Source organism: Thermanaeromonas sp. C210, from assembly GCF_013167955.1.
Lineage (GTDB): Bacteria > Bacillota > DSM-521 > Neomoorellales > Neomoorellaceae > UBA12545.
In genome coordinates this window covers 18,297-44,536 of record NZ_BLWF01000003.1, presented here as the reverse complement: position 1 = coordinate 44,536, position 26,240 = coordinate 18,297, and the positions used below count along the sequence as shown (strand labels likewise).

Below are 26,240 nucleotides of genomic sequence, written 5' to 3'. Positions count from 1 at the left end.
TCACCGCGCCGGTCTTTCATTTTTCCCCGGCCAACCCCGGGGCTCCTTTTCCCTCGGAGGGGGGCTCCCCCTGCCCTTGCCCCCTTCTCCTCCGCGGGGGGCTTTCTTACGACCGGTCTCCTCCACCGGCCTCTCCTTATCTTCCGCAGTATTGCCTGCCTCTGCAGGCCTGGAGTCCTCGGCCTCCCATACCCAGTTCTCCCGCTTTCCTCCCTTTGGGGCGTCATTCCCCATTTCCGCGCCGTCGGTGCGCGCCGGGGTGCCCGGCGATGACTTTACAAGATTACCGCGCAATCCGTCACCGACCTCTTCCCGTCTCCCTTCGGCCCGCCCGGCTGCCTCGGGATCGTAGTCGACCTTTGAGCCCAGGGCTTTCTCCAGGAGGGGCTTTACCCTTCTCTCCTTTTCCTCAAGATTATTACGTCCTCCCAGGGAGCGCAGGATCTCCTGCCAGTCAGCCCCCGACTTCCGTAACACATCTAGAATCCTCTCCTGCTTAAGGCTCTCGCCGCTCACGTCCACCCCCTGGGCCAGGGACTCCAGCAACACGGCGTATTTGCCGGAGGAAAGACCGGCCCGCGAAGCTTGCTCCCGCAAGGCAGGCTTCATAGTGGCCGCCTGCACTACCGGTATAATCCGGTTCTCTTCCAGCGCCTTTTCGGCCGTCGTCGTCAGCCGGGCAGCGAGGCTCTCACCGGCCTCCAATCCTTCCTCTGCGTCGGTGGCGGGAACCACAGCCAGCAACAGTACCCCTTCCTCTTGGGCCCGGTAATAGCCCCTTCTAACGGCTTCCCGAGCCAATTCCGCTACAGCCCTCTGGACTTCGACCTTCTCTAAACGCAGGCCCTCCAGGAGATCTTCCCCCTCCGGGTTGAAGGCCCGGGCCTCCATAACCCTTTCCCGTCTGTCGGCGGCCAGCTCTATGCTCGGGTTGATATCCACGCTGATGTAATAAGCTACTTCCCGGGGCCCGCCGAAGAGGTTACCGGTCCAGGGGACTACCAGAGCTATAAACAATAAAGCCGCAGCCGCAACTACCACCCTATACCACGGAATTCCACGGGATGCTTTAGGGGGCAGCATGATTTCTTCCCCTACTTCGGGCAAAGGTACGGCAAGGCGTACCCGGCGAAACTCGCCTTCAGGGGTGAGAACAATAGCCTTCCTGCCCCGTACCTCTAAAACCACGCCCCTTTCAGCGCAGGCCACACCCCTCACCTCCTCTCTTCCAACCTAAATATTCCTGGAGATACTCATATTGCCCCATCATTATCACGGCGGCGGCAATAATGTACTTGCGGTGGCGCTCCAGCGTCTTCCGGCTGGTGTCCAGCTCCTTTTCGAGGGCCTTTAAAGGGAGCTCGTGCTTTTCCTGCAAATGGCACCGGAAAACCGGGTTGTCCGCGATCACCCGGGCACAGGCCAGCGCCCGCTCCCTGGCATCTCGGTGGCGGGGGCTACCCCTCACCAGGTCGGCAAAGGTAATCCCGTAATGGGCCAGATCCTGCTGGTAGCGGATGACCTCCCGTCTCCGGTCCTCCAGCTCGGCCACCAGCGTATAATCCTCGATCCCGGCCACCATACCGCCCCCTCCCTGTCCCGGAGCTTGGTCCAGGGCGGACAGCGGGATATTCTGCCGGTGCCGCTTTTCGCGGCGGAAATGATCGACCAGCCGGCGGCGGATAATGGTCTCGGCCAGGGTTAAAAAAGAAATACCCTTTTCCGGGTTGAAGTTATCAATGGCTTCGTTGAAGGCCATAAGCCCGATGCTGGCCTCGTCATCTTCGCCCAGACGGATAAAACGGCCGCTCAACCGGGAGGCGATCTTCAAGATAAAGGGGGTAAACTTCCGGATGAGCTCTTCCCTGGCCAGATTATCCCCTTGGCGAGCCAAAGAAAGAAGCCGGTTGGGGTCTGTTTCCGGCTGCAACCAGCTTCACTCCTCCCCAAAGAAAATTCGGCCCTTACCGCCCATTTCGGGGCTACCAGCCACCTTCAGCGGCGCCAAAAGAGATTTAACACCAGGGTGAGGATTAGACTCAAAATAAGGGAGGTAACCAGGGGGAAATAAAAAGTGAAATTGCCCCTTTGAATATAAATATCCCCCGGTAAGCGCCCCAGGGAGGTAAGTTTACCCATTCCCCAGATCATTAATCCCAGCAAGGCCAGAAATAGCCCCACGCCCACCAGCATCTTGCCTAAAGCCCCAAAATCCCCCACCGAATACCACCCCTCTCTCTACAGGGAGACCGGTCCTGGAGCGAGATGGAACTCCCCTTATAACTCCCGGCCGGTAATGGTAAATCGTAAGCCTCGGTTTTCTCCCGGCCCTCCGCCCCCGAGGCCGTACCGGCCCTGGTGCCCGCGACAGCCCGCCTCAAGCTTTAACCCCCTGCCCCCCGCCTGTCCCCAGGCTTTGGGAACCCCAAAATCTTTAGGTCCCCGAATTAAAGGATGGTTAGCTGGACGGCTCCGTCTCCCTTGTTATATTTTAACCCCAAATGCCGGTAGGCCAATTCGGTGGCCACCCGTCCCCGCGGCGTGCGCTGGAGGTACCCCTTCTGCAGCAAATAGGGTTCGTACACGTCCTCCAGGGTTTCCGCATCTTCGCTCAAACTGGCGGCCAGGGTATCTAAACCCACAGGTCCCCCTCCGAATTTTTCGATGATGGTGGCCAGGAGGCGCCGGTCCAGGGTATCCAGGCCCTCCTCATCCACTTCCAGTAATTCAAGGGCTTCCCGCGCCACTTGTAAAGTGATGACCCCCCCGGCCTTTACCTGGGCATAATCCCGCACCCTTTTAAGGAGGCGGTTGGCGATCCTCGGGGTCCCCCGGGAGCGGCGGGCGATTTCCCAGGCACCTTGGGGATCTATTTCTACCCCCAGTATTCCGGCCGAACGCCGGACCACGGCGGCCAGCTCTTCTTCCCGGTAAAACTCCAGCCGGGCCATAATACCGAAACGCTCCCGTAAAGGAGAGGTGAGGAGGCCCGTCCGGGTGGTGGCTCCCACCAGGGTAAACCGCGGCAGGGCCAGGCGCAGAGACCTAGCGCCAGGACCCTTGCCCAGCACGATGTCCAGGCCGAAATCTTCCATGGCCGGGTAAAGGATTTCTTCCACGCTTCGCGGCAACCGGTGGATTTCATCTATGAATAGCACGTCCCCCGGCTGCAGGTTCGTCAGGATGGCCGCCAGGTCGCCCGGGCGTTCGATGGCCGGTCCCGAAGTGATACGAAACTGTACTCCCATTTCCCGGGCGATGATACCGGCCAGGGTAGTCTTGCCCAGGCCGGGCGGGCCGCATAAAAGTACGTGGTCTAAGGCTTCGCCCCGGGCCTTGGCAGCGGCAATAAAAATGCGCAAGGTTTCCTTAACTTGCTCCTGGCCGATATACTCGGCTAAAGACTGGGGCCGTAAGCTTGCTTCTATCTCCTGTTCGCCGGTATGTGGTGTGGAGGCCACCAGGCGTTCCATAAAGCTGCAACTCCTCTCCCAGAAATGTCCCCGAGTTGGACCCGTTGAGGCCGGGGGCTCGCCCGCTTCCACCCCGCCCCGGCAAGACCCTCACCAGCCAGGGAAGCCCGGCCGGGATCTGCCCGACCACATACCGCATCTGACCGGCTCCCGCCCCAACATCTTTACGCAGCCAAACAAGGGCTTTAATGTCCAAACAGGTCTTCTATGAAAACACCCTCCGGGCCCTTCCATCCCTTTGTAACTGCTGGAACTGCCGGCAAGGCAGCAAGCCGGTCTACCTGGAAAAAGTCGCCCGCCGCCCTTTTACAGCCCTTTAAGGGAGCCCAAATCTTTAAGTACGGCCCGCAAGAGCTCACCCGTGCCTGCCCCCGGGCCCATCTCTTCCCTGGCTTTCTTGAGGGGTCCACGTACTTCGGCTGCACTGTATCCCAGCCCCACTAGAGCTGCCAACACTTCATCTTCACCCGGACCAGGGACCGAGGACCCGGCGTCAAACCGCAGGCCGGCCTTTACCAGCTTGTCCTTTAATTCCACCACCAGGCGTTTGGCCTTTTTGGGGCCGACCCCCGGGAGGGCGTTGAGAAAACCCTCGTCCTCTTCAATAATGGCCTGACCCAGGCGTTCGGGGGAGGCGGCGGCCAGCAAAGCCTGGGCTCCCTTGGGCCCCATGCCGCTAACTCCCAGCAAAATCTGGAACATCTTTAGTTCTTCGGAGGTCTTAAAGCCGTATAATTCCAGGGCGTCCTCCTTTACGGCCAGATGGGTATACACTGTTACTTCGCTTCCTACCGGCGGCCAGTCGGCACCGGGCAGGGTACGGACGAAAAACCCCAGCCCGTTTACCTCCAATAACACCCCTTCCGGCCCTACCTGCCGCAACTCACCCCTCAGGAACGCTAGCAAAAGAAGCCCCCTCCCTCCACTTGGTCCCGGAAGCTCTGGTAAGCCGCATGGCACACGGCCACGGCCAGGGCATCGGCGGCGTCGTCGGGAGCGGGCAGCTCGGGCAATTTCAAAATGGCCTGTACCATTCGCTGCACCTGATCCTTAGGAGCGCGGCCGTAGCCGGTGACGGCCTGTTTCACCTGCAGAGGGGTGTACTCCACTACGGGAAGCCGGGCGTGGGCCGCAGCCAGCAGCACCACCCCCCTGGCCTGACCCACGGACAAGGCCGTGCGCACGTTTTTGTTAAAAAACAGTTCCTCTATAGCCATGGAGGAAGGCTCCATTTCCCGGATGAGGGCGGTCAATTGTTCATACAAAGAGGCCAGCCGAAGGGGCAGGGGGTCGCCCGCCCGAGTACGAAGGCAACCGTAGCCGTGCAGCCTCATACCTTCTCTGCCCGTCTCGATTAAGCCGTATCCGGTGGTGGCGGTGCCCGGGTCAATACCCAAAATTCGCATATAACCTCTCCTTTAGCCTTCGGCCGTCCTAACGTTCCACGAACCTCTAGCCTCCAGCCCCAATACGCGACCAGCCCCGTGCCCTAGGCGCTAATCGTCTTCTCCCCTTCAATAGCCCCGCCCGCCAGGCGAGCTCCGGCGCCTTCACCCGCCGATCTGCTAGAGTGGTAATTCGCCAACCTTAGCATCGGTTCCTTCTCCTGTTAATTAATTCCTGAGATCGGGCAGCGCGGAGTATGGGCGAGGGGGCCGTTACGACCCATAGGCCGAAGAGTATTCATCCAGGCTGTCCAGGGCCTGCCCCAGTTCTTCCTCAGACCCGAACTCTGCCTGACCCCGGCGTATCCGCTCCTGCCAGTAGGCGGGTAGCTGGGATATCTCCACGTCCAGCACCCTTTCCAGGGGACCGGAGCTCCCGGCCGGCCCCCGGTAAACCGCCACCCGGCCGTCCAGTTCTGCCAGGTGAAGCTTCCCGGCATCGGCCGGGCAGAGCTCCAGGATTTCCTGGGAAATGACTACCCGTCCACTACCCTCCTCCCGGATTATCCATCCTTCCCCCGGCGGAAAGGCAGCTTCCAGCTCCTCCTTGCCCGCCCTCTTCCAGTCTACACCGGCAGGGAGCGGCAGCTCTTCCCGGTGCCCGCAAGCCACGTAAACCTTCTCCACCACCGGAAGGGGGCGCGCAGGCCGGGGTACGGCAGGCCCGGGAGACTTCTCCAGGGTTACGATTTTCGGCCCTAAGACTGCAATCATTCCTCCCACGGCGAGGAGGAAGAGGACCAACAAAAAACGCCGGCTGCCAGATTCCATAAGCCAACCTCCTTGCTACCAGAATCTAGCATCACCGGCTGGACGTCCTGCTATACCCTGTTCCCCTCAGCTTATCCGTTCCATAATATCCTGGGGAATATCAAAGTTGCTATAAACAGCCTGCACGTCATCGTGGTCTTCCAGGAGATCCACCAGCTTCAACACCTTGGCCGCCGTCTCCAGATCTTCAATAGTCACCGTAGTGTTAGGTACCATCTGCACCTCGGCGCCGGCAATTTCGATCCCGCTCGCAGCCAAGGCCTGGCGCACCTTCTCCAGTTCCCCCGGCTCGGTGTAGATTTCCAGGATCTCGGCATCGCTGTCGTCCACATCCTCTGCTCCGGCCTCAATGGCCTGGAGGGCGACCTCTTCCCGCTTTTCGCCCGCCGGAAGGGCAATGGTGATGACGCCCCGGGGCCGGAACATCCAGGACACGCACCCGCTCTCCCCCAGATTACCGCCGTTACGGGAGAAAATATACCGGATTTCCGCTGCCGTGCGGTTACGGTTGTCGGTAGCAATATTGAGAAGCAGGGCCACCCCGCCCGGTCCGTAACCCTCGTAGGTCAGCTCTTCATAGGCAGTGCCCTCAATCTCCCCGGTGCCGCGCATGATGGCCCGCTGGATGTTTTCGTTGGGCATATTGGCTTCCTTAGCCTTCTGGATGGCCGCTTTCAAGCGGGGATTGGCCTCCGGGTCACCACCGCCCATCCTGGCGGCTATGATCAACTCCCGGCCTATCTTCGTAAACAGCTTGCCCTTTTTTTCATCCATTTTGGCCTTCCGGTGTTTAATGTTAGCCCACTTGGAATGCCCGGCCACTTATCCTCCCTCCCCTCCTCCTCTTTTTTAGCGTGCACAATTCTATCATATTACGCCCTGGCGGTGCAAGGGAGGCATGACTTGAGGCATCCTACTTTTCTCGCCCGCCGTAACGAGCCCCTCCGAGAGATCGTCCGCTGGCCCGCGGGAGCGGTTTACAACCTTCAGCGGGCCGTGGGATACCGGCTACATATCGAACTTAAAGAGCTCGGTGCTAAGATACCTTTCCCCCGTATCGGGGGCTATGGCCAAGACTCTCCTCCCCTTGCCCAGGCGGCGAGCCACCTGCAGGGCAGCATACACCGCGGCACCCGAAGAAATCCCGACCAGGATGCCCTCTTCCCGGGCCAGCCGCCGGGAAGTTTCCATGGCCTCTTCATTACCCACGGTAATAATTTCATCAACCACTCCGCGGTTAAATACCTTGGGTACGAACCCGGCCCCTATTCCCTGGATCTTGTGGGGTCCGGGCTGTCCCCCCGAAAGTACGGGCGAGGCGGCAGGTTCCACGGCCACGACCTGCACACGCGGCAACTCCTTTTTGAGTACTTCGCCCACCCCCGTTATGGTCCCGCCGGTACCCACGCCGGCTACAAAGGCATCCAGGCGTCTTCCCATTTGCTCCAGTATTTCCCGGGCCGTAGTCTCCCGGTGAATGGCAGGATTGGCCGGGTTGTCGAACTGCTGGGGCATAAAAAATTGGGGATTTTCCTGCACCAGCTCCTGTGCCTTTTCCACTGCTCCCCGCATTCCTTCCGTACCCGGGGTAAGGATAAACTCCGCACCGAAGGCGGCCAGGAGCTTGCGCCTCTCAATGCTCATGGTTTCCGGCATCACCAAAATAAGCCGATACCCCCGTGAGGCGGCTACCATGGCCAGGCCTATCCCCGTGTTGCCGCTGGTTGGTTCCACAATGGTGTCCCCAGGCTTTAAGCGTCCTTCCTCTTCAGCCTGCCTGATCATGCTCAGGGCGATACGATCCTTTACGCTGGAGCCGGGATTAAAGAATTCCAGTTTAACCCATACCTCAGCCCCTTCCCCCGCCAGGCGATTAAGTTTCACCACCGGCGTCTGCCCGATCAACTCGGTTATGTTTTCCGCTACTCGCATCTTAACCTACAACCCCCTCGTTTTATCGTTCCCATCCACCCTAATTCCTACTATTTCTATCTTCAAATGTTATTTTAACCGGCACCCCACCCGTTGTCAATGAGGGAACGCAAGATCCTTCTGGCGTCCGATACATCCCGGGGCAACTTCATATTTGCCGGCAACAAACCCAGGAAAACTTCGGCTACCCGGGGCAGGCGCAAGCCGGCTTCCCGTACTAACTGGGGCTCCAGAAGAATCTCCGGACCGCCCTGGGCCAGCACACGTCCCCCTTTCATAATTATTGTGTCCTCGGCCCAGGACGCAGCAAAGTCGACATCGTGGGTAGCGATAACGAGGGTTTTTCCTTCCTTATGGAGCCGGTCGAGGATGGCCCGTACGGCTTCCTGGCCGGCAGGGTCGAGAAAGGCCATGGGTTCGTCCATAACAATAATGTCCGGTTCCATAGCCAGAACCCCGGCTATAGCCACCCGCTTCTTTTGGCCGTAGCTGAGGTGGTAAGGAGCCCGATCCCGATAGGCCAGCATGCCTACGGCTGCCAAGGCCACTTCCACCCGCTCTTCCACTTCAGCAGGCGAAAGGCCCAGGTTGCGCGGCCCAAAGGCTACATCCTCTTTTACCGTGGTAGAAAAGAGCTGATCGTCCGGGTCTTGGAATACCATGCCCACCCGGGAACGCACCCAGCGTTCCGTGCTCCTGGATATTTCCCGGCCCGCCACCCGTACCCTGCCGCGCTGGGGCAGATGGATGGCATTCAAGTGTAAAAGGAGGGTGGACTTTCCTGCTCCATTGGGGCCCAAAAGGGCCACCTTCTTACCCCCCTCAATAAATAAAGAAAGGCCCTGGAGGGCCACCGTACCGTCTTTATAGCGGAAATACAGATCCTCTATCTGGATAATATAGTCCAAATCCATCCCCCCGGTTCCAGCAGCCGCAATCCTAGGCCCATTCCCACGATACCCAGCCCCCAGGCCAGATCCCATCCCCCTGGACGTGTCGGAGACGTATACGGTACATGGCCTCCGGCCATGCCCCGGGCGAGCATAGCCTGGTAAACACGTTCGCTCCGCTTCCAGGAGCGGATGAAAAGGGTCCCGATTACCCTGCCCAAAGTGTAAAAGGTATCCCGGTCCAGAAGGCTGCGACCGCTTTTAAAACCCCGCGCTTTAAGGGCCACATTCATGCGGGCTAACTCGTCGCCGGTGACAAAAATATAGCGCAGGGTAAAGTCTATTAATTGTACCAGCAAGGCAGGAAAGCGCAGGCTCCTCAAAGCGCCCATGAGTTCACCCCAAGGGGTGGTGTCCAGAAGCAAGGCGGCCGCTAATAAAGCGTTAACCATGCGCAACCCTAGCAAGACGGCCAGCCCGTAACCCTCGAGGCTCAAGGTCAACTCCCAGGGCCCCATCCTTATTTGGTGCCAGGGGTGCCCGGGGGTCACCGCCGGCAGGAACAAGAGCATAGCTACGGCCAGGGGCGACGCCCAGGCAAGGCGGGCCGCTGCCCGGCGCCACCCGGAGCCCGAAAAGGCGATTAACAGGCCCAGAAAGGCGACCCCCACCAGCAATGAAAGCCAAGAAGTAAGGCCCGTAGCCAGGGCAATATATCCGACCATGGCCACCAGTTTCACCCGGGAATCTACCCTCTGCAAGGGCAACAAACCCTTACCCCGGCCGGGGAAAGTCCCGGCCCGGGCGGCATGGAGGTCCACCATGGGTGCTTTCTCTCCTTTAGCGCCTGGGCAGGGTAATCAATTTGCCCAGGCCCCAGGTAGCACCCAAGGTCACAAGGGTGCCTATCACCCCCGCGAGGGAGGTCGCCAGCCCCTCGTGTGGGAGGCCGGGAAAAAGGTAGTCCGGCATCCAGCCTTCCAGTAACGGGGCCCCTTCCGCCAAATACATGAAACCGAGGTCTTCGGCTACCCGCTCCAGGCCGTCGGGGCTGGAGGAAGCCCAAGGGGATAGCAGGGCCGCCACCGCCAGGGCGACGAGAAGGAGGATCATCACCTTGGCCTTGGGTTGATGCCTGTCGGTTGAGGTCACGCTATTTTCCCCTCCCCGTTCTCGTAGGGACTTGCGGACGGCAATAGACCGCTGCGGCTCACGAAAGCCACCACCGCGCAGGTTACAAGCCCCTCTCCGATACCTATGAGTAGGTGCCAACCCACCATAGCCGTCAACACCGCGGGTAACGGGACTGCTCCCGCCAGGGCCAGTTCCAAAGCTGTCGCGGTTGCCGCAGCTATCACCGAGCACCAGCTGCCCAAGAAAACACTCAGGGGCCGCACGCCGCCCAAGAGTCTATAAACACAATGGGCTGCCATGGGGGCTATAACAGCCATATTTAACACATTAGCGCCCAGGGCAGTAATCCCCCCATCCGCAAAGAAAATAGCCTGGATGATCAGTACAGTGGTCAAAATAAGAGTGGCGCTCCAGGGGCCCAGCAGGGCCGTAGCCAGAGCGGCACCTAAGAGGTGGCCGGAGGTCCCCCCTCCCACCGGGAAGTTGACCATTTGGGCGGCAAAGATGAAAGCCCCCAGGACCCCCAGGACGGGGATTTGCCGGTCCTGAAGGGCCTCCCCGGTTTTTTTAAGGCCGTAACCCACGGCGGCGCCGCTTAAGGCTGCGGCTCCCAACCATGTCTTGGCGTCCAAAAAGCCGTCTGGAATGTGCATGGAGATGCCCCCCCTTCCTAAAAAAACAACGCCATGGAAACTCCCCTTGGAGCCTCCATGGCCCACGCCTTCACCGCGGCATCCGCTGTCCTATGGTCCTCCGGACCCTTACCCTCTCGTTATTCCGTTTCCTCCAGGATGATCTTATGTTCCACCAGGGCCATCTCTTTAATGCGCGCCCGCAGGAGTTTCCGCTTGCCGAAAATGTCTTCTAAAAGAATCCCTTCTTCCTGGGGAACGACTCGGTCCACACCCTCCAGGACCAGCTCTTCTTTATCTCCCTTCAAAAGATAGGCGTTAGCCTCGCACACGTCCCTTCCTCCTTCCCGTCCGCCCCGCTAGTTCGTAAGCTTACCGGCCTCCATAGCCCACTCCTTTAGCCGCACTACCAGGGCATCTATCAAATGGGGTAGGGGTTCCTCCTTGACCCCTACCACCTCCACACCGGATCTGTTGAGGGGTAGCAGCAGTTTTAGGGCCGGACTGGCGGCAATGCTGGCGGCCATACGGGGGGTAACCTCGCCCAGCATACTTTCAGCCAGCACAATGGCCAGGGACCCCACGATCACGTCTACCCGGGAAGCATTGCGTACCACGGCATTTTCCCCCGTGGCTCCCTCATTGGCCCCGGCCTTGAGCATAGCCGCCGTGGCCATGGCGTTGGTCCCCAGGGCCAGAATTTCCACTTCCGGCGGTAGCTCCTTGCGTATCTTGCTGGTGATGTGCTTTCCGATGCCACCGCCCTGCCCGTCCACTACCGCAATGCGCAAAGGCATCTCTCCCAGAACCTCTACCCTACACAAAAAGGCCAGAGGAACCCCCCAACTCCTGATAGCTGGTGACCTCCTCGTGGCCAGACATCCAGCGCGGCCTCCACTGACCGCTCCTTAAATAAAACTATTCGCCCTAGAAACGAAAAATCCTCCTTAAGCCGGCAAGAAATTAAAAGCTCGGGGAGTGGAGTATGCCCTTGCCCGGTTCCATATTAAAGGAGAGATAGGTTTGGGGAACCGGCCCTACAATAATGGCCTCTGCTACCGGTATCCGGGATTCCACCCTCACCTGTTCCGCCAGCAACGGAGCTATTACCTGCACATTACTCTCCACCTGCAAATAGATTCGGTGACGGGTTTGGTTGATGCCCGCCGCCTCGAAGCTGTCCCCCAGGGTAACAGCTACCGTACCCATAGGCACAAAGCTCACGGGGATGGGAGGACCGAGGGCGGCGACCACATGCCATCCCAGCAGCTGCCCGAGGGGCAGGGGATACCTGTGGCCCTTCAACTCCGATAGCTTTTCTTGGATGGCCAGCTGGGCTTCCGCCTGCAGCCTGCTTATGCGTAACACGTCGGCCTCCATGAACACCACCTGCCGGCTCTCGTCGCTGGCCGGTTGGATCAAATCATTATATTTTACCTCTCCAGCTATCCGCTCCAAAACCGCCTCTTGAATGGCTTCGGTGGCTACCCACTGGGCTTGGGCCACGGCCAGCCTTTCCATGGCTGGCTTCAGGCGCCACTCCAGGGCCGCCAGTAAGGCCAGACCGCCCAGCAACACCAGGACCCAAACCTTTGCCCGTCCTCCGGGCCGGCGCCACCGCCGACGCATACTTTCACCCCCATATAGAAAGTATACGCGGCGCCCGGCCAAAGGTGCCGTTAATCCTGGCGCCGGAGGCGGACAAATTTTCGCTTGCCCGCTTGAAGGACCATGCCGGGGGTAATGGCGATCTCGGCTTCAGGATCCGTTACCCGGCTCCCCCCTACCTTTACGGCCCCTTGCACGATCAGGCGGCGGGCTTCGCTGGTGCTGGACGCCAGGCCCGCCCGCACCAGGAGCCTCGGAAGCCACACGGAGTCTTCGGCCACAACCATCTCCGGCATGTCCGAAGGCATATCCTTTTCCTGGAAAACCCTGCGGAACTCGGCTTCCGCCTCATAAGCAGCTTCCTGGCCGTGGTAAAACTTCACGATTTCCCGGGCCAGGTACATCTTGGCATCCCGGGGATGGAGCTCGCCCGCCGCCAGCCCCCGCCGGACGGCTTCCACCTCCTCCAGGGAAAGGGGAGTTACCAATTCAAAGTAAGTAAGCATAAGCTCATCGGGCAGGGACATGACCTTGCCGTACATCTCCGCAGGCGGCTCATTGATGCCGATGTAGTTCCCCAGGCTCTTGCTCATCTTTTGCACGCCGTCCAGGCCTACCAGGATAGGCATCATAAGGGCTACCTGGGGTTCCTGGCCGTATTCCCTCTGCAGATGCCGACCCATAAGGAGGTTGAACTTCTGGTCGGTTCCTCCCAGCTCCACGTCGGCCTGCAGCGCCACGGAATCATAGCCCTGCATTAAGGGATAAAAAAACTCGTGGACGCTAATGGGGCGTCCTTCCCGGTAACGCTTGGCAAAATCATCCCTCTCCAACATGCGGGCCACGGTGATCTTAGCCGCCAGCTCGATGACTTCGGCAAAGGTGAGCTTTTTCAGCCACGTGCTGTTAAAGGCAATCTCCGTCTTAGCGGGATCCAGGATTTTAAAAATCTGCTGCTTGTAAGTTTCGGCGTTGGCCAGGACTTCTTCCTCGCTGAGCTGCCGCCGGGTTTCCGACTTCCCGGTGGGATCGCCGATGCGGCCGGTGAAATCGCCAATGATTATGATAACGTGGTGGCCGAGTTCTTGAAACTGGCGGAGTTTGTGCAAAACCACGGTGTGACCCAAATGTATATCGGGAGCTGTGGGATCCAACCCCAGCTTCACCCTTAAAGGTCGACCCGAAGCTAGGGAGCGGCGGATCTTGTGGGCCAGTTCTTCTTCGGGAACGATCTCGGCCGCTCCGCGGCGAAGAACGGCTAGCTGCCTCGATACCTCCGGCTCCAAAGATATCATCCTTCCCTTTTTATACCTGTTCTAAAAGTTTAGCACAAGGCTTTATGGGGTTCAAGCCACCTGCGGGCTGTGTTATAATTGAGGCGAAAGGAGGTCAGTTTCCTCGCATGCCAGCAGATAAAAAGAAAACCCGCCGGAGACTCAACCTAAAGCGGCTCCTGCTGCTCCTGGCGGCCGTTGTAGTTCTGGCGGGTATCGGGTCAGGTATAGGATTGGCCTTCGACGTTCTGCGAGGCCTTCCTTCCTGGGACCCCAACAACCTGCGCATGGATTTGACCACTTCTCTCTACGATAAAGACAACAATCTTTTCGCCACCCTTCACGGCGAACAGAACCGGCTTCATGCTTCCCTGGAAGAAATTCCTAAATATTTGCAGGATGCCGTTATAGCCATAGAGGACGTGCGTTTTTACCAGCACCACGGCATAGACCTGCGGAGCATCGCCCGGGCGGCCGTTACCAACCTGTTGCACCGGCAAATCCGGGAGGGCGGCAGCACCATTACCCAACAACTGGCCAAAAACGCCTTCATCGAAGATTGGGAACGGACCTTCCGTCGCAAGATTCAGGAAGCCATCCTGGCCCTGCAGATAGAGCGCGTCTATACCAAGGAGGAAATCCTGGAGCACTACTTGAACATCGTCTACCTGGGGCCGGGAATCTACGGTGTTAAGGCCGCGGCCGAAGCTTACTTCGGCAAGGATGTACAGGACCTAACTTTGGCCGAGAGCGCCCTTATAGCAGGGATAATTCAAAGCCCGGCCCGCTATTCACCCTTGATCAAGAACAATGAAAAAGCGGCCAAAGAGCGCCAGGCCACCGTACTGGCCAATATGGTTAAATACGGATTCATCAGCCAGGCCGAAGCCGACCAGGCTCTACAGCAAGAACTGGTCTTCAACAGCAAGCCGCCGACGAGCACCCCTAAGTATCCTTATTTTGTGGATGCCGTCATCGAGGAAGCCAGTCGCCTCCTGGAGGAAAACGGCATCAGCGCGGGAGAGCTCTTCCGCGGCGGCCTCCATGTTTATACCACCCTGGATCCCAAGGTCCAGGCTAAGATGGAGGAAGTATACGCCAACCCAGCCAATTTCCCCAAGAGCCCTTCCGAGCGCCTGGTGGAGAGCGCCATGGTAGTTTTGGACCCCCATACCGGCGAGATCAGGGGGCTGGTAGGAGGCCGGCAGTACACCGCCCGTCGTGGCCTCAACCGGGCCACCCAGGCCGAGCGCCAGCCGGGATCTACCATTAAGCCCCTAGTAGTCTATGCCCCGGCCCTGGAACGGGGCTTTACCCCGGCTTCGGTCATCGACGACGTTCCCACGACCTTTCCCGGCTCGCCCAAACCCTTTACTCCGCGCAATTACGACGGCCGCTACCGGGGCCTGATCAGCATGCGGGAAGCCCTGCGCTGGTCGGTCAACGTTGCCGCCGTCAAAATGCTCCACACCATAGGCGTGGATACGGGCTGGGAGTACGGCCGCAAGCTGGGGCTGCCCCTGCAGGAGGGCGATCGTAATTTATCCCTCGCCCTAGGGGGAATTACTTCGGGGGTCACCCCCCTGCAGATGGCCGCGGCCTACGGAGTTTTTGCCAATGGAGGTGTCTACGTAGCTCCTCATACCGTCACTCGCATTACCGACCGGCACGGCCGCGATCTGGTGGTGAACACCCCCCAGCAGCAGGTAATTATGAGCGAGCAGATGGCCTATCTCATGACCGACATGTTGCAGACAGTAGTCAAATCCGGTACCGGCCAGCGTGCCCAGATCGGTCGACCGGTCGCGGGAAAGACGGGCACCACTTCTCTACCCGACTTGCCCGCTTTCAGGGGGGTGTCCGGGGAAAAGGATGCCTGGTTTGTGGGTTATACCCCCGAACTGGTAGCCGCCGTCTGGATGGGCTATGATCAGACGGATCCCCAGCACTACCTTCGGGGCGTAGCCGGCGGTAGTTATCCGGCCCTTATCTGGAGGCAGGTCATGCAGGAGGCCTTAAAGGGAGTGCCGGTCCAGAACTTTCCCCGACCTTCGGGCATTGTCTATGCCGACGTGGATGCCAAGTCCGGCCTCCTCCCCAGCGACTTAACGCCCAAAGAGTTTATCGTCAAAGAAATATTCACGGCCGATACCGTACCCAAAAAAGTGTCGGACGTATGGGTGCAGCTCGAGGTCTGCGCTACCACCGGCCAGCTGGCCTCCCCCCACTGCCCCCAGCTCACTACCGGCGTCTTCCTCCGGCGTCCCGTCCCCTACACCGGCTCGGTACAGCCGGAGGACGCCTATCTGGAGGCTCCCAAAGAAGTCTGCACCCTCCACAGTTCCGGCGAAGCTCGGACTGTGCTGATATGTACCGATCCCCGCCACGGGGGAAAACCCGTTTTGGCCAACGTCCCCGGTCCCGGCCAGCAGGGCGGGTGCCCATCCGAGTACGTGCAGAGCAAGGAGTTCGCCCCCGGCACCGCCCCTACCGAACACTGTAACCTGCCGGAACACCAGCTCGGGGAAGGCTCCTCCGGAGAGCCGGCCCCCCCGCCGGCCCCCGAATTACAGGTGCAGGTAGATGTAGAGCTGAGCTCCGGCCGTCCCGAGGTAAAACTGAGCTGGCATACCGGGGGAGAAGGGGAATACCTTTATTCCGTGGAGAGGCGGGAGAACGGCAGCCGCAAGAACTTGACCATCACCCGGGACACGACTTACGTGGATACCGGGGTTAAACCCGGGAGGACTTATACCTACCGGGTCTTAGCCGTCGATCCTGCCACCCAGATCAGTACTCCATCCAACGAAGTGACCGTAAATGTACCGGCGGGCCCGAACCGGAAAAAGGCGCCGGAAACCTAAGTGCAACCTACTTTAGTTCTACGATGGTTACCCCGCTCCCTCCCTCTCCGGCGCCGCCGAACCGGAAGCCCTTTACCAGGGGATGGGAACGGAGGTAAGCGTGTAGGGCCGTTCGCAAGGCACCCGTTCCTTTGCCGTGGATGAGGCTTACCACCTTAAGGCCGGCCAGGTAGACCTCATCCAGGTATTTGTCGGCCTGCAGGCAGGCCTCGTCGGCCGTGAGGCCCCGCAAATCGATCTTCGGCTTCACGGCGCCCGCCGCCGGCGCAGAAAGCACCTTCCACCCGCCCGAGAGCTTTTTTTCCCTTGCCCCCTGCTGGAGGGAGCGGAGTTCATTTACCTTGAGGTTGACCTTTAAGTTCCCCACCTGTACGGTCACCTCACCCTCGCCCCCCGGCCGGCCAAGGATAACACCCCTCTGCCTCAAAGGCACAACCCATACCTCCTCCCCGGGGGCCGCCGATACCGGAGCGCCGCCGGGGATTGCCCCGTACGCCTCGCTCTTATCCTCTACTTCTTTGCTCAGGCTGGCCAGCTGCTGGCGGGCCAAATGGAGGGCTTTAATCTTCTCCTGTCGCTCCTCCTCAGCCAGGGCCTGTTGCAGCCTTTTCATTAATTCCCTCACTTCCGTCCTGGCCCGGCGCACTATGCTCCTGGCTTCCTCCCGGGCCCTTTCCACCATCTCGGCCGCCCGCCGGCCAGCTTCTTCCAGCTCCCTTTCCTTCTGCTGCTGCAGTTGCCTGGCCTCCCGCCTTATTGCTTCGGCCTCCCGGAGGGCCTGCTCACTGGCCCGCCGGTCTTCCGCCAGGCTGCGGATCATCTGGCCCACCTGTTTCTGTTCTTCGGAAAGGAATCCCTTGGCCCTCTCCACCACTTCCTCTGGCAAGCCCAGCCGGCGGGCGATGATAAAGGCGTTGCTTTCCCCTGGGGTACCTATGAGCAGGCGGAAAGTGGGCCTTAGGGTCCGGCTGTCGAATTCCACGGCGGCGTTCTCCACCCGGGGAGTGGTATAGGCATAGACCTTTAATTCGCTGTAATGGGTAGTAGCCACTACCTTGGCGCCGAGGCTGGCCAGGTAGTCGAGGATGGCCACCGCCAGGGCGGCCCCTTCCGTGGGGTCCGTACCGGCCCCGATCTCATCCAGCAGGACCAGGCTGCCGGGCTCCACCCGGTGCAAGAGGGATACAATATGGCTCATATGAGAAGAAAAGGTGCTCAAGGACTGCTCGATACTCTGCTCGTCCCCGATGTCGGCAAACACAAGGGAGCTTCCTGATATCTCCGCTTGCCGCGCCGGCAAGTGCAGGCCGCACTGGGCCATGAGGGTAAAGAGCCCGATGGTCTTGAGGGTAACCGTCTTGCCGCCGGTATTGGGCCCTGTTATGACCAGGATGTCAAAATCCTCCCCCAGGTACAGGGTAACGGGAACCACTTCTCCCGACAGCAGCGGGTGACGTCCGTCCTGTATCCGCCAGCGCCCCGAATTGTTTATAGCCGGCGGGACCCCTTCCATCCTTTGGCTTAAAATGCCCTTGGCCAGGATAAAATCAAGGCGTCCCAGGGCCTCCAGGGTCTCCAGCAGTGGCTCTTCGGCTTCTCCTACCATGCGGGACAATCCGGCCAGAACAGCTTCCACCTCTTGCTCTTCGGCGGCCAGCAACCGACGCAGCTCGTTATTAAGTTCCACCAGGGCCATGGGCTCGATAAAAAGGGTGGCCCCGCTGGCCGACTGGTCGTGGATCAGGCCGGGCACCTGATGGCGGTACTCTTGCTTGACTGGAAGGACGTACCGATTACCGCGCACCGTGTATATGTTGTCCTGAAGGTATTTCTGCATCTCCGGAGAACGTAAATAGGAGTCCAGGCGTGCCTTTATCTCCTCCTGCACGGACCTTATACGCCGCCGGAGCTGGAAGAGACGGGGCGTGGCCTCGTCCTTAACCTCGCCGTCCTCGCCGACGGCTTTGGCGATCTCTTCCTCCAAGCGGCGGAAATCCCCCACCCGGGCAGCCAGGCCTTTCAGGAGGGGAAAGGGGCCTTCCGCCTGCAGGACGGCCTTTCTAAAGCGCCTGCCGGCATTTAAGGTGCCCGCCACGGCCAGGAGCTCTTCTCCCTTGAGGGTGGCCCCGGCAGCCGCCCGCTCCACCCAGGGCCGGATATCACGGGTGACGCCGGGCAGGCAGTCGGGGTAGAGGCGCAAGAAATCACAGGCTTCCCCCGTTTCTGCCTGCCTCCTTTGAACTTCTTGGATATCGGTGGTAGGCCGGAGATGCAAGGCCAGTTCCTTGCCCAGGGGGGAGCTACAGCAGTCTTGCAGCCGCTGGAGGATTTTCTCTAGTTCCAATACTTCCCATGTCTTCTCTTCCATGTAATACCCCCTCCTTAGGACACTCCCCGGAAGTAGTGTCCCCGGGTGACATGCTCGCCCACCAGCTCCCTGAGTTCCCCGGCCAGAGCCGGCAAGGCTTCCCTATCTCCCTTGTCCAGGCAGAACAGGGCCTGGCGATAGAGGGCGGTCACCCTGCGTATATACGGGGCCCCTTGGTTGCGGACCTCCAGGCGCACAAAACTAAGACCGGCGCCCTGCAAAAGGCCCATGTGTTCCAGGAAGTCGAGGGTCTTGGGGTTATACAGGTAGAAGCGGCAGTTCACGTCGGTCGTTATGGGAAAGACGAGGCCCAGGCGGTCCTTCAACCCAAAGGTTTCTCGCCGGCAGGGAGCGGAACACCTTTTCCCGGGTCCCTTTCCGCCCAGGCGGGCTCCCAGGACGCAATGGGCGGAGACGGCCAGGGGCAGGGACCCATGAACTATTACTTCCAGGGAAAGGAAGGGATAGATCCCTTTTATCTCGTCCAGGTTTAACTCCGGCGAAAGAGTTACCCCCCCCAGGCCGAGAAGGCTAAGGGTCTGCACGCAAGAACTGTTAAACACATTTAAGGGGTAGTCCCCCCACCCCGTTGCGCCCAATTCTTTCACGAGCCAGAGGCCGCCCAAATTGGCCACTAAGAATTGCCGGATACCGACCTCAAGGAGCTTTTCCAACCGGCGGCGGACCCGCCCCCCTTCTACCTCATGCCACAGGCGGGGTAAGGCCGGAAGCAATTCTATACCCCGGCGTGCCAACTCCTGCCCTAGCCGGGCCACCTCTGCGGGAGGAGGAGCTTCCCCTCCCTGCCATACATCACCGCCTAAGTAAATCCGGTCGGCCCCGGCTTCGGCGGCGGCCCTGGCTCCCTCCAGGTCCCGGACCGCCACGGCTAAGCGGGGAAGGCCGGGAGCGGGGGTCCCGGCCGGCCGGACCCTTCGTCCGGCTTCGGGGATCGCCCCCTCCTCCAGGGCCTTTTCGAACTCTTCCCGGGAGGGCACCGGCCGCGGCCAGCTTGCCAGCCGGGCAGCGGCCAGGCCGGACACGGCTTCCCGCCGCACACCGTTGATGACGCTCAACGGGACCATAACTTTCCCCTGGATATGGGCCTTTAATTGTTTCAGCTCGTAGGGCGTGTTTCCGAGGCGGTCCAGCTGGGCCCGCAGAGTTTCTACTGTCAAAGGGTGCTTGCGGGCCGGTTCCGAAGGCACCGGGGCCACCGCCTCACCTGCCCGACCCTGGGGGTCCGTCACCCGGAGCCTCAAAGGTTCACCCGGTGCCGCCCATACCTCCATATTCACCGGGATCTTCCTTCCCTCCCGCGGAGAGGTGTAACCGCGGCGCACCCGGCGGAGTAGCTCGGCATCGCTAGTCTTGAAAAGACGGTCCCCCGGGCGCGCTGTCGGCGGCAGGGCCAGGAAAACTACGGAACCCGCCGGCGCCTCATCCACCGGCCGGCCGTCCATTCTTATCTCGGAGATGACCATGCCAGGGTGCCCGCCGCGGCGCACCCAGACCTCCACCCCGTCCCCCCGCTTCAGGGGCACCTCCAGCTTTACGCGGTATAATCCCCCCTTCTCTCGGGCCAGGATCCTCCCCAAGAAAATGCCCCGGTTGCTGGGGCGTCCGTAACTCATGAGTTCGGAGCCGGGATCTCCCAGAAGATAGCCGGTGGTAAAATCCCGGTTAAAGATCTGGGCGATATCCCGGGCTTCCTCCGGATCTACGGCGAATTTCCCGGGATTCTCCAGAAAACGGTCGATGGCCCGCCGATAGGCCCGCGTGACCACCGCCACATATTCGGGGCGGCGCATACGGCCTTCAATTTTAAAGGCGTTGACTCCCGAGCTAATAAGGAGGGGCAACATTTCCAGGGTGCAGAGGTCCCTCGTGCTGAGGAGGTGTTCGGACGCCGCCTCCACTTCCCGTCCCCCCTCATCCACCAGGGTATAAGCCAGCCGGCAGGGCTGGGCGCAGCGTCCCCGGTTGCCGCTCCGGCCCCCCACCAGGCTGCTCAAGAGACACTGACCGGAGTAGGAATAGCAGAGGGCGCCGTGGACGAAAACCTCCAGCTCTAGCGCGCACTCCTGCCGGATACGGCCAATATCCTCTAGGGATAGCTCCCGGGCCAGGACCACCCGCTTAAATCCCATTTTCTCTAGAAGCTTGGCCCCTGCGGCATCGGTAACCGTCATCTGGGTGCTGCCGATGAGGGGGAGGTCTGGTAGAAGCCGGTGGGCCTCCCACGCCAGGCCCAAGTCCTGAACGATAACCCCGTCAACCCGGCTTTCTCCCAGGGCGTAGAGGTAGCGCAGAGCCGGTTCCAGTTCCTCCTCCTTGAGTAAGGTGTTTACCGTGACGTATATTTTAACCCCGCGCTCGTGGGCATAAGCCACGGCTTCCCGTATCCCTTCCAGGGTAAAGTTCTCCGCATACTGGCGGGCATTAAACTGCCTGCCGCCCAGGTACACGGCATCGGCGCCGTTGGCCACTGCCGCCCTCAAGGCTTCTTCACTGCCCGCCGGCGCCATGAGTTCAACCCGGCCTTCCAAAGTCCTACTGCTCCCCTTTACGGCCTCGTTTTTTCTAGCTTATCCCTTTACGGCCTTCTGCTTTATAGTGAGGGTGATTATGCTCACCTTGTTATCCATTGTAACATAATCCCTTCCTCCCTCAAAAGCTCCCCCCTACCGGGCCCTGGCCGTGGGTGCGCTTAACGCGCCTCCCTTCCGCCACGGTGGTAAACCCCCGCCGGCCTATGGGCCTTCCGTACGATTAGGGCTCCCCCCTCCCGCTTTTACGGCAGACGCCTACCGCAAGGGCGTTGGCCACTACTTCCCAACAAAAAAGATCGTTTTCTGCCGGACCTGCTCCCGCAAGAAAACGATCTTTTTCCGGTCGCGTAAAATAAAGGGCGCGACGGGTCGCGCCTCAGTTCTCATCTACTCTTCGAAGAACGCCGGCAGTTCTATCGATCCGGTTGTCTTCCTTTACGAACCACTCCCAGTTAGACCTCAACCCGTTATACCGTTCTTCCAGCCTGGCATAAGCCTCATTTAATTCCTCGGGGCTCAGCACATCCCATTCTGGCTCCCCGCGCTCCCACGCCTTTACTGCCCTCGCCATAGGTAATTTCCTCCCCTTGAAGTTTACCCGTTCGTCCTATGGAATCATTTTAACATAGTCTTTATTTAATTTAGAATTTCTCTCGCTATGTGGTTGATAATTAACCCCCAGTAGCTCCTAAAAGGGACCGAACGGTTTGTGAAACTTTCGCCTTGCATGTAGGTTGTATTGCAAGTTTCGTGCCAGTTTATACAAGAGTCGGGGGCTTTCTCTTCCTTGGCCCCCCGGGGTCTCCTGTCGGCAGAAGGTTCAAATAGGTGAATCCCAGGACTCGGCATATCCCCCATATGGCCATAATAATAAAGGCCCCTGACTGGCAGGGGCGTTGGGTTCGCTTTTTTGAACTATCTCCGGTTTTCCGAATACCTCTTGGCCATTTTGGGCAATAGGCGGTACCTCTTAAGCATCTCATTGAGGGTGCTGCGCTTCAATCCTAAAATTTCGGCCGCCCGGGCCTGCACCCATTTGCTCTCTTCCAGGGCCTTGATGAGGAGTTGGACTTCGTAGGCCTCCACCGCTTCTCTAAAGGTCATTCCCTGGGTATAGGCCCACCCCGCTGCATTAGCCGCCCTGTTGCGCAGGTCCCGGGGCAGGTCGGTCAGCTCTATGCGATTGCCTTCACATAATATGACGGCCCGCTCGATGACATTCTCCAGTTCCCGGACGTTGCCCGGCCAGTCGGCCCGGATCAGGGCGTCCATGGCTTCCGCGGTGAAGCCTTTTATATCCTTGCCCAGCCGCTGGCAGGCCTGTTCCAAGAAATGGCGCGCCAGGAGCGGAATATCGTCCCTCCGTTCCCGTAAGGGAGGCAGCCAAAGGGTAATCACATTCAAACGGTAGAACAACTCCGGGCGGAAACTCCCCTCTTTAATGGCCCCTTCCAGATCCCGGTTAGTAGCCGCAATAATCCGTACGTCCACCCGCCGCGGCCTCGTTTCCCCTATGCGGATAAACTCTCCCTCTTGGAGGACACGAAGGAGCTTGGCCTGGAGGGATAGGCTTATATCTCCAATCTCGTCCAGAAACAGCGTCCCTTCGTGGGCCTCTTCAAACAGGCCCTTCTTAGCGGCTACGGCACCGGTAAAGGCACCCCGGGCATGGCCGAAGAGCTCGCTTTCCAGCAGATTTTCCGGCAGAGCGGCGCAATTGATACTCACAAAGGGGGCCTCGCTGCGCAGGCTGCGGTAGTGGATGGCCCGGGCCACCAACTCCTTCCCGGTGCCACTCTCTCCCCGGATGAGAACGGTGGCATCGGTGGGAGCCACCTTTTCAATCAGGCGATAAACTTCCTGCATGGCCGTGCTCTTGCCTACCAACTGGCCGAACTGGCCGCGAACCGTCTTTAGTTCCTGGCGCAGCCGCAAATTGCTCTTTTGTAATTGCAAGATAAGATAGGGAAGGCACATTTCGTTTTCCGCCAGACCTCGATATACGGCAATGGCCTTATCCCGGCAAGAAGGGTAACCGCACGCTCCGCAGTTCAGTTCGTCCTCCGGTCCCATCTTCCCCAGTTCGGCCATTATGGCGCGAATGTCTGCTTCGCTCGGTCGCGGTAAGTGTACGCTCCGATCCCGGAACTCCCTGCGGAGATCAAGCTCCTCCATGGCCTCTTCTCCGCCGTCAGACACCTGCTCCAAGCCCCTGTGGGCAAATTCCGCCACGATGCGCCGGCGACGGAAGGAAGAATACTCGTTTTCTATCGCAGGCCCGTTGATACAGCCCTTACAGAAGAGCATGTCGGCTACCTGGGGTACCATTTTCCCTTCGTTAACGGCCCGCAGGAATTCCAGGCATTCCTCCCGTCCTTCCACCACCAGTACCCGGCTTTCCAGGATGTCCGGCAGGATCCCGGCGCTGCGCAGCAGGCCGCCCCCTATGGGATACAGCCGGCCAAAGTGGGGAGGAGGACTGTCGAATTCACCGTCCTCCTGAGCCGATATTTCTAATCCCCTTTCCCGCAACATCTCCCGGAATTCCGCAAAGGTAAGGACGGCGTCTACGGCCCCGGCTACTTCCTCGTCCCGAATTTCGGCTTTCTTGGCTACACAGGGCCCGATGAACACCACCTTCAAGGCCGGACCTCGGGTCTTTTTTAAATACCTGCCCAGGGCGATGGCCGGGGAGACTATGGGGACCAGTTGGGAAATCAAGCGGGGGAAAAACTTCTCCACCAGGTTAACTACCGCGGGACAGGGAGTGGTAATGAGGCCCTGCCGGTCCCCCATTTCCTCGAGATACTTCAGGTACTCCTGGGTAACCAGGTGAGCACCGAAAGCAACCTCGTGGACTTCGGCAAAACCCATACGGCGCAGGGCGGATATCACCTGCCCGGGCCATGCCGGGTGAAATTCGGCCACAAAGGAAGGGGCCAGACAGGCCGCCACCCTTTCGTTCTGCAAATAACTATTGACTTTTTCTATTTCACTTTCTACCAATTTAGCCTTTTGCGCACAGACCTGTACGCAGTGGCCGCAGGATATGCAGAGCTCCGGCACCACCTGGGCCTGCCCGTCCACTACTTTAATAGCCTTTACCGGGCAGTTGCGTATACAAGCGTAACACATGCGGCATTTACCAGTGATTACTTTCACAATGCCCGACACGCCTTCTCCCCCTTCTGTTGCTTTCATCACTATTATACGATACATCGAACCGGAAGGCGAGACAGAATTTTGTATTATTCTCTTCGGTACACCGCCGCTGCCTTGTCACTTTCTTGCGACAACGCCTCCTTGGGCTGGGAAAGAGGCGAGCAACTGGCGACAACCCCACCTGAGCTTTGCCCGAAGGGAAGGCGGGTCGAGGGTCGGGGGCCGGAGACGGAGACGGGCCTAGTCGCCATGGACGTCCACCGGTCTGGGAGCCCCGCCTGAACCTTTAAGGCCGAGCAAGAGTCCGGCCCCCGCGAGAGAAACTATGAGAGCGAGCCCAAGCCAAGCAGACCAGAAATCAAGAAATGGAACAACTCAGTGCCCGGCGTGGTTGATAACGGGTATGCAAATCCCTATGGGTGCGGGCATTGGCCCAGCCGCCAAACCAGCGTTCAAAGGCCCTGGTCACAAAAATATTATCCTGGGGCTTGTGGAGCTGTTCTCCCCTGTCCAGCCGGTAGAGGCCTTTCATGCGTTCCAGCCGGGCGGCAGTGTCATTGGGCACCGGCTGGCCGCCGCCTCCCAGGCATCCTCCCGGGCAGGCCATGACCTCTACGGCATGATAAAAGACTTCACCCCTCCGGAGGCGTTGGATCAGTTCTTCGGCCCGGACCAGCCCGTTTACAATGGCAAGCCTAAGCCTTTGCCCCTGAATATCCACTTGGGCTTCCTTAATACCCTCCATCCCCCTCGCGGGATAAAAGTTCACTCTGCCTACTTCGTCGGCCTCCGTAAGGTAGCCGTAAAGGAAACGTACCACCGATTCCATTACCCCGCCCGAGGCGCCGTAGATTATGCCGGCACCAGAGCCTACCCCTAAGGGATTGTCAAATGCTTCGGGTTCCAAGTCGGCGAAAACAATTCCGGCTTCCTTAATCATCTGAGCCAGTTCCACCGTGGTAAGGACGAAATCTACATCCCGGACGCCGTCCGTAGTGAACTCCGTTCTCCTAGCTTCGAATTTCTTGGCCGTGCACGGCATAATTGATACGCAGACTATCTCCCGGGGGCCTTTTCCTATTTCTCGGCAGTAGTGCTTCTTTACCAGAGAGCCGAACATCTGCTGGGGCGAACGGCAAGTGGAGAGATTATCCAAAAGCTCCGGGTGGAACTGCTCGGCGTACTTAACCCAGGCCGGGCAGCAGGAGGTGAAGAGGGGCAGCTTCTCGCCCGTTTCCAGGCGTTGAAGCAGTTCCATGGCCTCTTCAATGCTGGTCATGTCTGCGGTAAAGGTGGTATCGAAGACCCGATCAAAGCCCAGCTTCTTTAAGGCAGCTACCATCCGTCCCGTGGATGCCTCGCCGCGCTTCAAGCCGAATTCCTCTCCGATGGCCACCCGCACCGCCGGGGCCACCTGGACTACTACCATGCGGTCAGGGTCTTGTAAGGCCGACCACACCAGGTTGATTTCCGATTTTACGGCCAGGGCGCCGGTAGGGCAAACAGCCACGCACTGGCCGCAGTTCAGGCAGCCCACCTCCGCCAGGGGCCGGTTGAAAGCAGTGGTCACCCGGGTCCTTGAGCCCCGAAAGGCAAAATCCCAAATTCCCACTCCCTGGATTTCCTTGCACATACGGACGCAGTCGCCGCACAAAATACATTTATTCGGATTATTCACCAGGGACGGTGAACTGTTATCCACCGGCACCCTCTTGTCCCGCTGTCCGAAGCGTACCTGGGTAACGCCCAGCCGCCGCGCCAGCTGCTGGAGTTTGCAACTTCCGCTCCGCTCACAAGTGGTGCATTCCCGCTCGTGGTTTGCCAGCAGCAATTCCAGCACCATACGTCGCAGACGCCGGGTGCGGGGAGTGTTGGTATGGATTTTCATGCCGTCCGCCGGCGGCGTAGAGCAGGCGGCAACCAGCCCTTGGCCCTCTACCTCCACCATGCACATGCGGCAGGCCCCGTAAACGCTTAATTCGGAGTGGTAGCAGAAGGTGGGCAATTCGATCCCAGCCCGCCGCACCACTTCCAGGAGATTCTTGGCGCCGTTGATCTTTACCGTTTCGCCGTCTACCGTTACTTTTCCTGTAGCCATAACTCCGCTCCCTCTTTCCGAGTTTCCTGGGCCCGGC

Annotated in this window: 23 protein-coding genes; 1 reads left to right on the top strand and 22 read right to left on the bottom strand. The window is 59.5% G+C overall.

Annotated elements, in window-relative coordinates:
• The 17 genes from TAMC210_RS07655 to tyrS all read right to left on the bottom strand — a co-directional run bounded on the left by TAMC210_RS07655 (position 1) and on the right by tyrS (position 13,180).
• On the bottom strand, positions 1–1,209 hold the full coding sequence (locus tag TAMC210_RS07655) for an anti-sigma factor domain-containing protein (RefSeq protein ID WP_173298227.1): 1,209 nt from the start codon (positions 1,207–1,209) through the stop codon (positions 1–3).
• Positions 1,196–1,930, bottom strand: a complete 735-nt coding sequence (gene sigI / locus TAMC210_RS07650; RefSeq protein ID WP_173298226.1) for an RNA polymerase sigma factor SigI — start codon at positions 1,928–1,930, stop codon at positions 1,196–1,198. The genes TAMC210_RS07655 and sigI overlap by 14 nt, the downstream gene beginning before the upstream one ends.
• Positions 1,931–1,995: 65 nt before the next feature.
• Positions 1,996–2,220 (bottom strand): DUF2905 domain-containing protein, encoded by a 225-nt coding sequence (locus TAMC210_RS07645; RefSeq protein ID WP_277997697.1) that lies wholly within the window; start codon positions 2,218–2,220, stop codon positions 1,996–1,998.
• Positions 2,221–2,447: 227 nt separating this feature from the next.
• Positions 2,448–3,473 (bottom strand): Holliday junction branch migration DNA helicase RuvB, encoded by a 1,026-nt coding sequence (ruvB, locus tag TAMC210_RS07640; RefSeq protein WP_173298225.1) that lies wholly within the window; start codon positions 3,471–3,473, stop codon positions 2,448–2,450.
• A gap of 306 nt (positions 3,474–3,779) precedes the next feature.
• Entirely contained in the window at positions 3,780–4,379 is a 600-nt protein-coding gene (gene ruvA, locus TAMC210_RS07635) for a Holliday junction branch migration protein RuvA (protein ID WP_173298224.1), read from the bottom strand.
• Positions 4,373–4,879, bottom strand: a complete 507-nt coding sequence (gene ruvC / locus TAMC210_RS07630; RefSeq protein WP_173298223.1) for a crossover junction endodeoxyribonuclease RuvC — start codon at positions 4,877–4,879, stop codon at positions 4,373–4,375. The genes ruvA and ruvC overlap by 7 nt, the downstream gene beginning before the upstream one ends.
• A 252-nt stretch (positions 4,880–5,131) precedes the next feature.
• On the bottom strand, positions 5,132–5,689 hold the full coding sequence (locus tag TAMC210_RS07625; RefSeq protein ID WP_173298222.1) for a hypothetical protein: 558 nt from the start codon (positions 5,687–5,689) through the stop codon (positions 5,132–5,134).
• Positions 5,690–5,755: 66 nt separating this feature from the next.
• Positions 5,756–6,511 (bottom strand): YebC/PmpR family DNA-binding transcriptional regulator, encoded by a 756-nt coding sequence (locus TAMC210_RS07620; RefSeq protein ID WP_173298221.1) that lies wholly within the window; start codon positions 6,509–6,511, stop codon positions 5,756–5,758.
• A 186-nt stretch (positions 6,512–6,697) separates the two neighbouring features.
• A complete protein-coding gene (gene cysK, locus TAMC210_RS07615; RefSeq protein WP_173298220.1) occupies positions 6,698–7,621 on the bottom strand; it encodes a cysteine synthase A in 924 nt (307 codons plus the stop codon).
• 74 nt (positions 7,622–7,695) lie between these two features.
• A complete protein-coding gene (locus TAMC210_RS07610) occupies positions 7,696–8,535 on the bottom strand; it encodes an ATP-binding cassette domain-containing protein (protein WP_254388587.1) in 840 nt (279 codons plus the stop codon).
• A complete protein-coding gene (gene cbiQ / locus TAMC210_RS07605) occupies positions 8,508–9,335 on the bottom strand; it encodes a cobalt ECF transporter T component CbiQ (protein WP_173298218.1) in 828 nt (275 codons plus the stop codon). Before cbiQ ends, TAMC210_RS07610 begins: the two co-directional genes overlap by 28 nt.
• Before the next feature lie 16 nt (positions 9,336–9,351).
• Complete coding sequence (locus tag TAMC210_RS07600) at positions 9,352–9,663, bottom strand: PDGLE domain-containing protein (protein WP_254388585.1); 312 nt, start codon at positions 9,661–9,663, stop codon at positions 9,352–9,354.
• Positions 9,660–10,298: an energy-coupling factor ABC transporter permease gene (locus TAMC210_RS07595; protein ID WP_173298217.1), complete on the bottom strand. Its 639-nt coding sequence runs from the start codon at positions 10,296–10,298 to the stop codon at positions 9,660–9,662. The genes TAMC210_RS07600 and TAMC210_RS07595 overlap by 4 nt, the downstream gene beginning before the upstream one ends.
• A gap of 119 nt (positions 10,299–10,417) precedes the next feature.
• Positions 10,418–10,609: a CooT family nickel-binding protein gene (locus TAMC210_RS07590; protein WP_173298216.1), complete on the bottom strand. Its 192-nt coding sequence runs from the start codon at positions 10,607–10,609 to the stop codon at positions 10,418–10,420.
• Between the two features lie 27 nt (positions 10,610–10,636).
• A complete protein-coding gene (locus tag TAMC210_RS07585) occupies positions 10,637–11,068 on the bottom strand; it encodes a DUF3842 family protein (protein ID WP_173298702.1) in 432 nt (143 codons plus the stop codon).
• A 172-nt stretch (positions 11,069–11,240) separates the two neighbouring features.
• Positions 11,241–11,906, bottom strand: a complete 666-nt coding sequence (gene yunB, locus TAMC210_RS07580; protein WP_173298215.1) for a sporulation protein YunB — start codon at positions 11,904–11,906, stop codon at positions 11,241–11,243.
• Between the two features lie 50 nt (positions 11,907–11,956).
• On the bottom strand, positions 11,957–13,180 hold the full coding sequence (gene tyrS, locus TAMC210_RS07575; protein WP_173298214.1) for a tyrosine--tRNA ligase: 1,224 nt from the start codon (positions 13,178–13,180) through the stop codon (positions 11,957–11,959).
• Positions 13,181–13,287: 107 nt separating this feature from the next.
• Here tyrS and TAMC210_RS07570 point away from each other — a divergent pair, with 107 nt between their 5' ends.
• A complete protein-coding gene (locus TAMC210_RS07570; protein ID WP_173298213.1) occupies positions 13,288–16,023 on the top strand; it encodes a transglycosylase domain-containing protein in 2,736 nt (911 codons plus the stop codon).
• 7 nt (positions 16,024–16,030) lie between these two features.
• Here the strand turns inward: TAMC210_RS07570 and TAMC210_RS07565 are convergent, their stop codons facing one another.
• The 5 genes from TAMC210_RS07565 to TAMC210_RS07545 all read right to left on the bottom strand — a co-directional run bounded on the left by TAMC210_RS07565 (position 16,031) and on the right by TAMC210_RS07545 (position 26,203).
• On the bottom strand, positions 16,031–18,391 hold the full coding sequence (locus tag TAMC210_RS07565; protein ID WP_173298212.1) for an endonuclease MutS2: 2,361 nt from the start codon (positions 18,389–18,391) through the stop codon (positions 16,031–16,033).
• Positions 18,392–18,405: 14 nt separating this feature from the next.
• Positions 18,406–20,940, bottom strand: a complete 2,535-nt coding sequence (locus tag TAMC210_RS07560; protein ID WP_173298211.1) for a DUF3656 domain-containing U32 family peptidase — start codon at positions 20,938–20,940, stop codon at positions 18,406–18,408.
• Between the two features lie 379 nt (positions 20,941–21,319).
• Positions 21,320–21,514, bottom strand: coding sequence for a hypothetical protein (locus TAMC210_RS07555; protein WP_173298210.1), 195 nt, complete (start codon positions 21,512–21,514; stop codon positions 21,320–21,322).
• A 344-nt stretch (positions 21,515–21,858) separates the two neighbouring features.
• Positions 21,859–24,117 (bottom strand): sigma 54-interacting transcriptional regulator, encoded by a 2,259-nt coding sequence (locus TAMC210_RS07550; protein ID WP_173298209.1) that lies wholly within the window; start codon positions 24,115–24,117, stop codon positions 21,859–21,861.
• Between the two features lie 346 nt (positions 24,118–24,463).
• Positions 24,464–26,203 carry a [FeFe] hydrogenase, group A gene (locus tag TAMC210_RS07545; protein WP_173298208.1) on the bottom strand — a complete coding sequence of 580 codons (1,740 nt, stop codon included), beginning with the start codon at positions 26,201–26,203 and terminating at the stop codon, positions 24,464–24,466.
• Positions 26,204–26,240 lie beyond the last annotated feature (37 nt).